Here is a 13,349-nt window from a genome sequence, read left to right on the forward strand (position 1 = left end):
GTCGTCCCGGCGCGCGTCCACCTCGCGAGTGGGCGCCCGCCTTGGGGGGGGCGGGGGTGCTTCCCATCAACTGCTGTAGTAGGTCGCCGCCCCCGGGCCCACAGGCAGTCCCAGGGCGAATACCCAGATAAAGAAGAGTGCCGTCCAGCAAATAAAGAAAAAGATGGAATAGGGGATCATGGTGGAGATCAGCGTGCCCATGCCCAGGTCTTTCTTGTAGCGGGTGGCGAAGGAAACGATCAGTCCGAAGTAACTCATCATCGGCGTGATGATATTGGTCACCGAGTCGCCGATGCGGTAAGCGGCCTGGATGACTTCCGGCGCATAGCCTAGCAGCATCAGCATGGGCACGAAGATTGGCGCGGTCACCGCCCACTGGGCCGAGGCGCTGCCCAGCATCAGGTTCACGAAGCCGCACATCACAATAAAGAACAGGAACAGCAGCGGGCCGGTGAGGCCGATACTCTGCAGCGCGTCCGCACCCAGCACCGCGAAGATGGTGCCCAGGTTGGTCACCTTGAAGAAGGCCACGAACTGCGCGGCGAAAAACACCAGCACGATATACATGCCCATGGTGCCCATGCTCTTGGACATCGCATTGATAACGTCGCGATCGTTGCGCATGGTACCGGTCACACGGCCGTAGACGAAGCCGGGAACCGCGAAGAAGACCACGATCAGCGTAACTATGCCCTTCAGGAAGGGGGAGCCGGCCACGGCGCCTGTTTCCGGATCCCGCAGCACACCCCACTCGGGAACGATGGACAGCGCCAGCAGCGCGCAGACTCCGACTACCGCCAGGCCGGCGAATTTCAGGCCGCGTTTCTCCTCCGCAGTCAGGGCTCCCATCTTGTCCTGGGACAGGTCGACGGCAGCCTCTTTCGGATCGTATTTGCCCAGTTTTGGCTCGACGATGGCGATGGTCACCCAGCTGCCGACGATGGTGATCAGGAAGGTGCTGGCGATCATAAAGAACCAGTTCACCTCCGGGCCCACGGTGTAGGTGGGATCGATCATATGGGCGGCGGATTCGGTGATGCCGGACAACAGCGGATCTACGGTGCCGATCAGCAGGTTGGCGCTGTAGCCGCCGGAGACACCGGCAAAGGCCGCCGCCAGGCCGGCCAGTGGATGGCGGCCGAGGGAGTGGAAGATCATGGCCGCCAGCGGAATCAGCACCACATAGCCCAGCTCAGACGCGGTATTGGACAGGATGCCGGCGAAGACCACGATAACGGTTACGGTGCGCTTTGACGCCTGCATTACCAGGCCGCGCACGGCGGCGCTGAGCAGCCCCGAGTGCTCGGCCACGCCGACACCCAGCAGCGCCACCAGCACTGTACCCAGCGGCGCGAAGCCGGTGAAATTGGTCACCAGGCTGGTGACGATGATCCGCAGCCCCTCGCCGCTGAAGAGGTTGAACACCTCGATGATGCCGTCGGGCGCGCGGCCTGCGGCGCCCACCGGGCGCGGGTCGGCGACGGCCAGGCCGAAGTAGGAGGCGATGCCGCTGATCACCACCACGCCGATGGCAAACAGCGCGAACAGGGTGATCGGGTGGGGCAGCAGGTTGCCCAGCCACTCCACGGTGTCGAGGAAGCGGGTGAAAGCGGTCCTGTTGGCGGGTGGAGCCTGCCGCTCGCTGGAGGATGTGGTTGTGGTCATCTTCTCTCCTCGATGTTCTCGTCCGTTCGCCAGCTCAATGTGGAATTGGCTGAAAAATGTGCTAAAAGCGGACGATCATACACAAAAGTCCGGTATTTCAGAATGGTTTTACGAGAATACGCCGCTTACTGCGGTCATTCATCCCGGGTCGGCTGACCGCTACCTCACAGGTAATGGCGTTGGGTCCGGCGCTGGGACATCGTCGTCGTATCAGGAAACACAATACCGGGAGCGATGATGAACGAGCTGCCGCCGCTCACACTGGAGGCCATCCGCCAGTACGAACAGCTGCCCCAGCAGGAGCGCTTCCCGCTGGACACCATTCCCGCGCTGCTGGCGCGGGCCGCGGAGCGCTTCGCCGGCGACACGGCCATAGAGATGTTGATGACCGGCGAGCGCGGCGAGAAGCCGCAGTCACTCAGCTACGGCGCCCTTTTTCGCGAAGTCCTGAAGGCCCGCCAGCTGTTGCTGCAGCAGGGCTTCCGCCGCGGCCAGGTGCTGTCACTGCTGTTGCCGACGCTGCCGGAGGCACAGATACTCGCCTTTGCCGCCCAGTGCGGCGGCATCGTCAACCCCCTGAATCCGCTGCTGGAGGTGGAGCATCTGGCGGGTATTCTGAATGCCACCGGCAGCCGCGTCCTGGCAGTGTGTGCGGCGACGCTGGCGCCGGAGATCTGGGTGGGGGTGCCGGCGCTGCTCGAGCGGTGCCCGGGGGTGGAGCAGCTGCTGGTGATAGGCCCGTCGGGGCGCTGCGTCGATATTCCCGAGCGAGTCCAGGTCCTGGACTACCGTGCGCGCATGGATGCCTGCCTGCCGGAAGCCTTGGTTGAACTGCCCGCGGCGGACGACGTCGCCGCCTACTTCCACACCGGTGGCACCACCGGCAGGCCCAAGATCGCCAAACTCACCCAGCGCAACTTCGCCTTTGTCGCCGAGCAGATGAGCGGTATCACCGGGCTGCCCAGGCACAGGCTGTTCAACGGCCTGCCGCTCTTCCATATCTACGGTGCCATGGTGGCCGGGCTGGCCAGCCTGGCGAACGGCAACTGCGTGCTGCACCTGACCCCCAGGGGCTTCCGCAACCCGCTGGTGCTGGAGAATTTCTGGCACCTGGTCGCCGCGCACCGCGCCAATACGGTGCCATTGGTACCGACCCTGTTCAACCTGCTGCTGGATGCCGATATCGACGGACTCGACCTGTCCTGCCTGGTTGAAATCGGCAGCGGTGCCGCGCCCCTGCCGGCGGGGCTGAAACGGCGCTTTGAGCGGCGCTTCGGCCTGCGTATCGTCGAGGGTTACGGCATGACCGAGAGCTGCTGCCTGATCTCCCGCTGCCCCGGTTCGTCGGCACCGGAATCGCATACCGCGCCGGTGGGCAGCGTCGGCCTGCGCCTGCCCTACACCGACCTGCAGGTGGCCAGCCTGGTGGATGGCGGCGTGTTTACGTCGCCGAATGGCGAGGTGGGCAGCATCCTGATCCGCGGACCCAATGTCTTTGCCGGCTATCTCGACGAAGCGGACAACCGCGGTGCCTGGCACACTGACGATAAGGGGCATCGCTGGTTCGATACCGGCGACTGCGGTTACCTGGACAGTGACGGCCGGCTCACTATCACCGGGCGCGCCAAGGACCTGATAATCCGCGGCGGCCACAATATCGACCCACAGTTGATCGAGGAACCATTGCGCCGTCACCGGGATATCGCCGAAGTGGTGGCGGTGGGTATGCCGGATGTGCGCGCCGGTGAGTTGCCGGTGGTGTTCGTGCAACCGCGCCCCGGCGCGGAGCCGGATGCCGAGGCGTTGCTGCAGTTCGCGGCGGAGGTTATCGGCGAACGCGCCGCCGTACCCAAGCGGGTCTTCCTGCTGGAGCAGATGCCGCTCACCGCGGTGGGCAAGATTTTCAAGCCGGAGCTGCGCCGCCTGGCGCTGCAGGCTGCCGCGCGCGAACGGCTGCGGGGTGCGCAGCTGGATGCCTGTGTCACTGCGATCGTGGAGGCGGGGCAGCTGCGACTGGAGGTGAAGGTCGACAGCTACTGGGCGGCGGAAGTCGAGACATTGCTGGGCCAGTTTGCGGTGTGCCTGAAAATGATTGAACAGACAGAAAATACCTGAGGAGAGTCCTATGTTGCGATGGCTGGTGCTTGCGGCCCTGGTGACCGCTATACCCGCGCTGGCGGCAGAGGGCGGACAGTCGCCAAAGACTTATCTGTCGGCGCAGTATCCGGTGGAGGTGCAGCGGGATCTGGTCTACGGAGAGGGGCTTGTGGAGGCCAGCGGCGCGGCGCGGCTTCGCGCGCTGCGCATGGATTACTACCACCCCGGCGGCAGCGCCGCACCGGCAAAACGCCCTGCACTGGTGCTGGCCTTCGGCGGCTCCTGGCACCGCGGCGGCAGGAATGCGCAAGCCATGCGGGACGCCGAGGGCAACCGCAATACCCCCATGTCCGGCTACTGTCGCGCCTTTGCCGCGCGCGGCTACAGCTGCTTTTCCATCGACTACCGCCTGACCCAGGAGGACCCGGGCCTCGCCGGCGTCGCTGACAAGAAACAGCTGATGGATGTGGCCCTGGCCCTGAAGCCGGAGTACACGGCACATATCGACAGGGTGCGCGCGGAGATGGGGCTGGCGCCGCTGACCGAAAAGACCCGTATGCATTTCTGGCGCAGTATTCTCGGTGCCACCGAGGATATGGGGCTGGCGGTGGAACATGTTCGCACCAATGCATCGAAGTACGGCGTGGACCCGGAGCGCCTCGCCATCGGCGGCTGGTCCGCCGGCGCCTTTACCGCCAACAATCTGGGGTTCGGCGCCGGCGCGCCGGTAAAGGCAGTGGTGTCCCTGTCCGGGGGCTTCTGGGGCTACGACCTCTACCGCACCCTGCAGGGCGGCGACCATCCGGCAACGCTGTTGGTGGTGGGTGAAAACGATTTCCCCGGCATACTCGCCACGGCGCCGCCGATACTGCAGGCCTTCCACCGCGCCGCGGTGGATGCCGAGCTGGCCTGGATGCCGGGGCGCGGTCACTTCTACTCCATGGAGGATCCCAGTCTCGCCGGCGACGGCAGCAAAAAGCCGCTGGAGCAGCGGCTGGCGGAATTTCTGTATCGGGGGCTCCAGCTGCAGGAGTTGCGATAACAGGTCAGAAGCGGTAGCCGATGCCAATCGAGTAGACGAAGGGATCTATATCCACATCTGTCTTGATCACGCTGGTTCCGCTCGCGGTCGGAAAGCGGATCTTCGCCTCGCTGTCCATATCCAGGTACCAGACGGCGGCGTTGATCAGCCACTGGCTATTGCGGCCCAGGGCTATGTCTATACCCAGCTCGCCGGCCAGCCCCCAGGAATCGTCCAGCTCCAGGTCGGCATCGGCCTGGGCGCCCAGTACCATCATGAAATAGTCGTTGGCGCTGCTGTTGATGTTCTCGTCCATAAAAGTGGTGTAGTTGATGCCTAGGCCGACATAGGGCTGCACCCAGGAATCCGTGCATACCGGGAACCACTGCACCGTCAGCGTCGGCGGCAGCTGTTCGACATCGCCCAGATTGACCTTGCCCAGCGGCGGCCCACCGGTTGGGTCCGGCAGCCCGGAGATTTTCAGATCGTGTTCGAAGGGGAAGGCCGCCAGCAGGCCCAGCCCCCAGTGATCGGCAAACAGCCAGGTGCCGGTAATGGTGGCGCTCTCGCCAGTATCCAGATAGAGGCGGCTCTCCGGTAGCTGGGTGCCGTCCAGCCGCAGCCAGTTGGAGTCGTCGTCAGGGTCCACCCAGCCGGCGCCGATCCGCAGGATGACGCTGCCCTGTTCGTAATCGGCCAGGGCCTGGCCGGCCCCGAGTGCCAGCGCCAGGGCGATGGCCAGAAGATTGGCGGCTTTCATGTGAGATGGCTCCGTGAAGGGCAAGGGACTTCCATTTGTCAGTTTAGACACAGGTTCACTTCGGCGACGCGCGACGGTGGATACAGGCGCCATCGGCGCGATGGCCACCGGGGCCAACTCGGCCGCGCGAATATGCCATAATCCGCACTCTCAACGACAACCGATAGCAGTCAAATCAGCGGTGAAATAATGAAAATTGGAGTTTTGAAAACCGACGACGTGCGCAAGGAGCTGGTGGGTGAATTCGGAGAGTACCCGGAGATGTTCGCCGAGCTGCTGCGCAGCCAGGATCCCAAGCTGGAATTCGTTACCTACGAGGTGCAGCGCGGCCACTACCCGGCGGATATCGACGAGGTGGACGCCTACCTGATTACCGGCAGCAAGACCGGCGTCTACGAGGACAAGGAGTGGATTCCGCCGCTGATGGAATTCGTACAGAAACTGCACGATGCCAGGAAGCCCACCATCGGCATCTGCTTCGGCCACCAGCTGATCGCCCACGCCCTCGGCGGCAAGACGCGCAAGTCTGGCAAGGGCTGGGGCATAGGTGTGCACAGCTATGAAATGCAGGAGACCCCGGCCTGGATGTCCGAGCCGATGCAGCAATTCAGCCTGCTGGTCAGCCACCAGGATCAGGTGGAGGAGCTGCCGCCGGGCGCCAAGGTGCTGGCCTCCAGCGACTTCTGCCCCATGGCCATGGTGCAGGTGGACGACCATATGCTCACCTTCCAGGCCCACCCGGAATTCACCAAGACCTATTCCAGGAGCCTGATGGAGTTGCGCAAGGAAGCCTTCGGTGAGGAAACGGTGGCGAAGGGCCAGGCCTCACTGCAGAATGATATCCACGAGAGCACTGTCGCCAGGTGGATGGTGGAGTTTTTGCGCAAGTAATTTCTCTGCATCGAGGCGGGCGTCGTGCCCGCCTCACTTCCACTTGATATTGCAGCCTATCGAGGGCAGCTGCTCCCCACCGGGTTTCCCCCCCGCCAACACCGCATCCACCGCCGCGCGCAGATCGCGCCCGTTCACCGGTTCGTTGTTCCCCGGCCGGCTGCTGTCGAACTGCCCCCGATAGGCGAGTTTGCGATGCTCGTCGAACAAAAAGAAATCCGGCGTGCAGGCCGCGCCGAAGGCTCGCGCCACTTCCTGGGATTCATCCACCAGGTAGGGGAATATATAACCGCGCGCGGCTATTTCCTCCTGCATTTTTTCCGGGCTGTCTTCGGGGTAGTTTTCGAAGTCATTGCTGTTGATGGCGATGATGGTCAGTCCTGCCTCACCGTATTGCCGGGCGAATTCAGACAGGGCCGGAGCCATGTGTTTTACAAAGGGGCAGTGGTTGCAGATAAAGGCGATCAGGATCGGTTGTTCTGGAAGATCGTTGCTGTCATGTAGGTTTCCCGCCGGATCCGGCAGGGAAAAACTCGGCATGGGACTGCCGAGGGGAGCCATACTGGATGGAGTCAGGGCCATTATTTTCTCCTGGATTTATTTTTTATAGAGACCTGTTGCGGCCTGCTGATAATCAGGCCAGCCATAAAAACTGTACTCTTGTGAGCAGCTGTAGGCGAGTTTGATCACATGGTCGTCGTCACTGTCGCAGGCACTTTTTCTTATTTCCCTCCAGGTTGCCCCCGATCCGTTGATTTCAGTGGCGACAATACTTTTGGGTCCGGTACTTAAAAAAGCCACAGTGAGACCGGTCCAGAAATAGCGCAGCGCAATTTCGGGCTCAGGACAGTAGGGCAGTAGCAATCTAAGCGCATGGCAGCCGGTTACCCCGTGCAACAGTGTGAAATCCCCTGTTCCTCGATAGGCATTGATAGCCACCTTCGCAATATCCTCCAGCCCCAGCTGCTCCGGTTGAATCGGAGTATCCATCCATCCGCGCTGCTGTGTCACCGACTGCATATGATCGGCGATATTGCCCGGCGCCAGTGAGATCAACGGAAAGCGTTCCGCCAGTTGCGGCAGTATCTCCGACGCGTGCGCACTGGTGCGCTTCTCGCTGGCGGGCAGCGTGTGGTATTCCAGGTTCCAATACGCCAGGCCGCAGGCGACTTCCTGCTGGTGGCGGGCATCTATGCCGTAGGCGGTGCGGATCAGGGGGTGGAAGGCGGCGCTGGCGATGGCTGGTAACAGGGGCGGCAGTTCGCGGCGCAGGCATTCGGCTATACCGTGTTGCTTGATCTGGGTCTCGTAGTAGCGCAGGGCGCTGGGGAAGAGTTCCTCGCGATTGCGGCAGGCGGCGATGGAGATATTGGGATCCGGCGGCTGCAGCCGGGGTCTCTCCAGGTGGGGGATAGAGCGGTCGAAGGCGTGGCGCATCTGTTCGTGGCTGGCCCCCATCTTGTCCAGTGCGATCAGCACCATCGGCAGGTGGTTGGCGAGGCGGTCGCCGTAGCGCACATGGTAGCGGCTGGCGGCCTCGAGCAGTTCTGCACAGTAACGGGTGATGCTCATAAGTGTCTCTCTACTTTCCCGCCTCATCCGCCGGGATGATTGTCTGTTCAAAAGTTGCCCACTATGAATATAGAATGCGCGCCCGGTCAGATCGGTTTGAGTATGGAGTGATATTGGCGGATGGCGCAGACAGTTGAGTCGTTTCGGGCGGGCTTTCTCCCGCAGTGGTTCCGGGCGCTGGATTGCATGCTTGCGGCCAATCGCCACTGGTGGCAGTTCCAACCCTTCCATCACCGCCAGCTGTGCTGGCGGCGGAGTTGCCCGGCACTCTGTGCGGCCCTCGAGGCCCTGGGCGATGGCGAGCTAGAGCAGCTGGAGCGGGACGGCGCCGCTGCGACCGAGTGGTTGCTCCCTTGGATTGCGGACGGCCGGCGCCTGCAGGAACTGACCCTCCTGCCCCGCTTATTGCCCCGGGAACTCGCCTTCGACACCCGGCTCGACCACGGCATTCCCGGTCGCAAATGGCAGCAGATACTCGCGTTTGCGGGCTGTCTGCCGCGGAGCGGCGAGCCGCTGCTGGAGTGGTGCGCGGGCAAGGGCCACCTGGGGCGGCTGCTGTCGACCTGCGATCGGCGATCGGTCACCAGCCTGGAGTGGCGGCGGGACCTCTGTCGCGAAGGTGAGAGGCTGGCGGCGCGCAGCGACGCACAGATGCGTTTCGTGTGCTGCGATGCCTTTGCGCCGGAGGCTGGCGATTGGGTTGGGCCCGGTGAGGATGCGGTGGCGCTGCACGCCTGTGGTGACCTGCACACGACGTTGATGCGCCACTGGGTGCGCAATCGCAGCGGCAGGCTGAGCCTGTCGCCCTGCTGCTATCACCTGGTGCGGGGCGAGACATTCACTCCCATTTCCGAAGCCGCGGCCCGTGCACAGGTCAAACTGTCCCGGGAGGACCTGCGTCTGCCGCTGCAGGAAACTGTCACCGCCGGGGCCGGTGTACGCCGCCTGCGGCAGACGGAACTGCACTGGCGACTGGCTTTCGACGAGTTGCAGCGCGCGCTGCGCGGCGAGGACAGCTACCTGCCGGTGCCCAATGTGAAGAAGAGCCTTCTCTCGGGCAGCTTTGGCGAATTTGCCCGCTGGGCGGCGGAGCGCAAGCAGTTAACTCTGCCCGCTGCGATGGACGGGGAGGAATGGCTGGCGCGAGGGATGCGGCGCCTGGATTCTGTGCGGCGCATGGAACTGGTGGCCCACCTGTTCCGCCGGCCGCTGGAGATATGGCTGGTGCTGGATCGAGCGCTGTTTCTGCTGGAGCAGGGTGCCGAGGTGCAGATCGGGGAGTTCTGCCCACATGACCTGACACCGCGCAATATCCTGTTACAGGCGCACTGGTAAAGGCCCGTCTACTCCACTTCTACCCTGTCGCCCACCTGGATCGCGAAATTGCTCGGTTCTGCGAGACGCGGCGCCAGGTTCTGGCCGAAATAGATCTTCCCTTTCTCCCCGCGCCGGTATTGGGCCAGGGTGCGCAGCGGCTCCTTGCCCGGCTCGCCGGTCAAGGGATCCAGCCCCGGTATCGCGCAGCGGGCGCAGGTGTGAGTGCACTCCAGCTCCAGCGTGCCGGTGGCAGTGTGGATACGAACCAGTTTCCAGTTGTCCTCGGCGAAAGGTGCCGCGCCGTCGATTACCAGATTGGGACGAAAGCGCAGCATGGATACCGGTTCCTCCAGCCGCGCGTTGAGGTCGTCCAGGGAGGCCTGGCCGATCAGCAGCAGCGGTGCGCCATCGGCGAAGCCGACCTGGCGATTCTCCCGCGGTGCCGTCAACGGGCGGGAGAACTCCTCCCCCATGGCCACCAGGCGCACAGGGGTCTGTAACTGCTCACTCAGCCATCGCGCGACACCGTCTCCGGCGTCGCGGGCGGTGACGGTGTCTCCCCAGACGATGACCCGGCGCAGCCCGGCGGACTGGCCCGGTTGCGCTATCTCCACCTGCTCACCAGAAGCGCTCTCGATACGCACGCCGCCATCGATATTGGTGGCCTTCAAGCGCGCCATGGCGCGCAGTCGACGCTGGGTGACGAACTGATCGTCGCTGTCCACCAGCATCCAGCGGCGGTCGCCGGCGGCACCGAACCTGTCCAGGGACAGGGATTCGCAGCTGTGGCCCTGCAGGGACTTGACCGGGAAGTGATAGAGGGCGGAGATGTACATGGAGAATCCTTACGGCAGATACAAAAAAGCCCGCGTGTGCGGGCAATTTTCATTCGGGCCATCCATGGCCCTCACCCTTCGGGCAGCCTGCGGCTGTGCAAAACGGCGCTCCTGCCGTTCTGTTATATCAGGTCTTGAGCTTCTTGTAGTGCACCCGGTGCGGCGCCGCGTCCTCGCCTTTGCGCTGGACGAAGTCCTCGTGGTACTCGGCGTAGTTACCCTCGAAGAAGACCGTCTCGCTCTCCCCCTCGTAGGCGAGGATGTGAGTGGCGACGCGGTCCAGGAACCAGCGGTCGTGGGAGATCACCAGGGCGCAGCCGGGGAAGTTCAGCAGCGCCTCTTCCAGGGCGCGCAGTGTCTCGATATCCAGGTCGTTGGAGGGTTCGTCGAGCAGCAGCACATTGGCGCCCTGCTTGAGGGTATAGGCCAGGTGCAGGCGGCCGCGCTCGCCGCCGGACAGTTCGCCGACGCGCTTCTGCTGGTCGCTGCCCTTGAAGTTGAAGCGGCCGACGTAGTTGCGCGAGCCCACTTCGTAGTTGTTGATCTTGAGCATATCGTGGCCGTCGGAGATGGCCTCCCAGACGGTCTTGTTGTCGTCCAGGTTTTCGCGGCCCTGTTCGACGTAGGCGACGTGTACCGTCTCGCCGATCTTGATCTCGCCGGCATCCGGCTGCTCCTGGCCCGAGATCATGCGGAACAGGGTGGACTTGCCCGCGCCGTTGCCGCCGACGATACCGACGATGGCGCCCTTGGGTACGCGGAAGGACAGGTCGTCGATCAGCAATCGGTCGGTGAAGCCCTTGCGCACATTGACGAACTCGATCACGTTGTCGCCCAGGCGCTCACCCGGCGGAATATAGATCTCGTTGGTCTCGTTGCGGGCCTGGAATTCCTGCGACTGCATCTCCTCCAGGCGGGCCAGGCGGGCCTTGCTCTTGGACTGGCGGCCCTTGGGGTTCTGGCGCGCCCACTCGAGTTCCTTCTGCATGGACTTCATGCGCGCCTGTTCGGATTTCTGCTCCTGCTCCAGGCGTTTTTCTTTCTGCTCCAGCCAGGTGGTGTAGTTGCCCTCCCAGGGGATACCGTGGCCGCGGTCCAGTTCGAGGATCCAGCCGGCCACATTGTCGAGGAAGTAGCGGTCGTGGGTGATGGCCACGACTGTGCCGTCGAAGTCGTGCAGGAAGCGCTCCAGCCAGAAGACCGATTCGGCGTCCAGGTGGTTGGTGGGTTCGTCCAGCAGCAGCATGTCCGGGCGCGACAGCAGCAGGCGGCACAGGGCCACGCGGCGCTTCTCACCACCGGACAGCAGGTTCACGTCGGCGTCCCAGGGCGGCAGGCGCAGGGCATCGGCGGCCACTTCCAGGCGATGCTCCAGGTTGTGGGCGTCCCAGGCCTGGATAATGTCCTCGTACTGCTGCTGCTTCTTGGCCAGCGCGTCGAAATCCGCATCCGGTTCGGCATAGTCGGCGTAGACCTGCTCCAGGCCGGCCAGGGCGTCGATGGCCTCGCGCACACCGTCCTCGACGTTGCCGCGCACCGTCTTGGCCGAATCCAGCTGCGGCTCCTGGGGCAGGTAGCCCACCTTGATACCGGGCATGGCGCGGGCCTCGCCATTAAAATCCTGGTCCACGCCGGCCATGATGCGCAGCAGGGTGGACTTGCCGGCGCCGTTCAGGCCCAGCACGCCGATCTTGGCGCCGGGGAAGAAGGACAGGGAGATATCCTTGAGGATCTCGCGCTTGGGTGGCACTACCTTGCCCACCCGGTTCATGGTGTATACGTATTCGGCCATTTAGGGTTCCACTAACGGAGTTGGAATAGGTCAGAAATTGCGCGCAACTTATCAGTTTGATGGAAAAGTGCAACCGCGCACCCTGGAGCAAAAGCCCGCCAACAGGCAACCGCCGCCAGCGCGGCTGACGGAGGCGGCCAACTGTGGTTAACTGCGGCCAAAGTCGTACAGAAACATAAGAAGAGAGATGGATCAGCTAAAAATGGGTGAAGGCCCCCTCCTGTTTTCCCGCCGCGGCGCTCTCGCGACCGCCACCCTCAATCTGCCCAAGGCGCTGAACGCGCTCAACCTGGAGATGATCGAGCAACTGTCGCTGAAGCTCGACGAGTGGGCGGAGGACGACAGTGTGGCTGTCGTGTGGATAGACGGCAGCGGCGACAAGGCGCTCTGCGCCGGCGGCGATGTGGTGGCGCTCTACCGCGAATCCGCGGCCTATGGTGAGACGCCGGATTACGCGTTTACGACCGGCTTCTTCTCCCGCGAATACCGCCTCGATTACAAGATCCACACCTATAGAAAGCCCATCGTGGTCTGGGGCGGCGGCATCGTGATGGGCGGCGGTATCGGCATCATGGCCGGCGCCAGTCACCGCATAGTCACCGAGACAACGCGCTTGGCGATGCCGGAAGTGACCATCGGTCTCTTCCCGGATGTGGGGGGCAGCTGGTTCCTGAACCGCATGCCGGGCAGGCTGGGCCTGTTCCTGGGGCTCACCGGGGCCCAGTTCAATGGCGCCGACGCGCTGTTTGCGGGTATGGCGGACCGGATGCTGCCCGGGGATCGGCGCGAAACCGTACTGGTAGCCCTGTCCGGGCTGGAGTTCTTTGCCGATAGCGAGCGCAATCACCGCCAGGTCAGCGACTGCCTGAAGCGGCTGCAGCTGCCTCCGGAGGAACAGCCGCAGTCAAACCTGCGTGCGCACTATGACCAGATTCAGCAGCTGACCGACTTTGCGACCCTGCCGGAAGTCTGTCGCGCCATCACCGCCTATAAAGGTGAGGACAAATGGCTGCAGAAAGCCGCCGCCACCCTGGCTGGCGGATCGCCGCTGACGCCCTGGATCGTCTGGGAGCAGCTGCGGCGCGGCCGCCACCTGTCCCTGGCCGAGGTATTCCGGATGGAGCTGGCGCTGGCGGTCAATCTCTGCGCAAGTGGCCATTTCAGGGAAGGTGTGCGCGCGCTGCTGATCGACAAGGACCGGCAGCCGCAGTGGCAGCCGGCGACTCTGGAAGAGATCTCCACCGAGGCTGTGGATTGCTGTTTCGAGGCGCCCTGGGCGGAGAATCCGCTGTCCGATTTGTAGGGCCAAGCCGCGAGCGTACAAAGCGCAGCTTTGTTCTCGGCTTGGCGACCCGCCAGGGATGGCGGGGCCGGGGCCAGATCGAACGCTCTTTTGCC

At 63.6% G+C, this 13,349-nt stretch carries 11 protein-coding genes; 5 read left to right on the forward strand and 6 right to left on the reverse strand.

From position 1 onward, the window contains the following. Positions 1-66: 66 nt before the first annotated feature. The gene (locus IG627_RS01935) at positions 67-1,665 is read right to left on the reverse strand and encodes an AbgT family transporter (protein ID WP_193189455.1); all 1,599 of its coding nucleotides are present in this window, start codon (positions 1,663-1,665) and stop codon (positions 67-69) included. A gap of 237 nt (positions 1,666-1,902) precedes the next feature. Between IG627_RS01935 and IG627_RS01940 the strand changes: the two genes are divergently transcribed. Continuing rightward, a complete protein-coding gene (locus IG627_RS01940; RefSeq protein WP_193189456.1) occupies positions 1,903-3,780 on the forward strand; it encodes an AMP-binding protein in 1,878 nt (625 codons plus the stop codon). Positions 3,781-3,790: 10 nt separating this feature from the next. Further along, positions 3,791-4,804 (forward strand): alpha/beta hydrolase, encoded by a 1,014-nt coding sequence (locus IG627_RS01945; protein WP_193189457.1) that lies wholly within the window; start codon positions 3,791-3,793, stop codon positions 4,802-4,804. Positions 4,805-4,808: 4 nt separating this feature from the next. Here IG627_RS01945 and IG627_RS01950 read toward each other — a convergent pair whose 3' ends face one another. Beyond that, on the reverse strand, positions 4,809-5,543 hold the full coding sequence (locus IG627_RS01950) for an OmpW/AlkL family protein (RefSeq protein ID WP_193189458.1): 735 nt from the start codon (positions 5,541-5,543) through the stop codon (positions 4,809-4,811). A 189-nt stretch (positions 5,544-5,732) separates the two neighbouring features. On the opposite strand from IG627_RS01950, the gene IG627_RS01955 reads away from it, so the two are divergent. Beyond that, positions 5,733-6,434, forward strand: coding sequence for a glutamine amidotransferase-related protein (locus IG627_RS01955; protein WP_193189459.1), 702 nt, complete (start codon positions 5,733-5,735; stop codon positions 6,432-6,434). Positions 6,435-6,467: 33 nt separating this feature from the next. On the opposite strand, the gene IG627_RS01960 is transcribed toward IG627_RS01955, so the two are convergent. After that, on the reverse strand, positions 6,468-7,016 hold the full coding sequence (locus tag IG627_RS01960; RefSeq protein WP_193189460.1) for a thioredoxin family protein: 549 nt from the start codon (positions 7,014-7,016) through the stop codon (positions 6,468-6,470). A 15-nt stretch (positions 7,017-7,031) separates the two neighbouring features. Further along, positions 7,032-8,006, reverse strand: coding sequence for a questin oxidase family protein (locus tag IG627_RS01965; RefSeq protein WP_193189461.1), 975 nt, complete (start codon positions 8,004-8,006; stop codon positions 7,032-7,034). 186 nt (positions 8,007-8,192) lie between these two features. On the opposite strand from IG627_RS01965, the gene IG627_RS01970 reads away from it, so the two are divergent. Then, positions 8,193-9,341 carry a methyltransferase gene (locus IG627_RS01970; protein ID WP_226864620.1) on the forward strand — a complete coding sequence of 383 codons (1,149 nt, stop codon included), beginning with the start codon at positions 8,193-8,195 and terminating at the stop codon, positions 9,339-9,341. Between the two features lie 8 nt (positions 9,342-9,349). On the opposite strand, the gene IG627_RS01975 is transcribed toward IG627_RS01970, so the two are convergent. Next, positions 9,350-10,159, reverse strand: coding sequence for an MOSC domain-containing protein (locus IG627_RS01975; RefSeq protein WP_193189463.1), 810 nt, complete (start codon positions 10,157-10,159; stop codon positions 9,350-9,352). Between the two features lie 127 nt (positions 10,160-10,286). Continuing rightward, positions 10,287-11,951, reverse strand: coding sequence for an energy-dependent translational throttle protein EttA (ettA, locus tag IG627_RS01980; protein ID WP_193189464.1), 1,665 nt, complete (start codon positions 11,949-11,951; stop codon positions 10,287-10,289). Between the two features lie 187 nt (positions 11,952-12,138). Between ettA and IG627_RS01985 the strand changes: the two genes are divergently transcribed. Beyond that, on the forward strand, positions 12,139-13,254 hold the full coding sequence (locus tag IG627_RS01985) for an enoyl-CoA hydratase/isomerase family protein (protein ID WP_193189465.1): 1,116 nt from the start codon (positions 12,139-12,141) through the stop codon (positions 13,252-13,254). The last annotated feature ends 95 nt before the right edge of the window (positions 13,255-13,349 follow it).

Origin of the sequence: Microbulbifer taiwanensis (genome assembly GCF_014904815.1) — a bacterium.
Lineage (GTDB): Bacteria > Pseudomonadota > Gammaproteobacteria > Pseudomonadales > Cellvibrionaceae > Microbulbifer > Microbulbifer taiwanensis.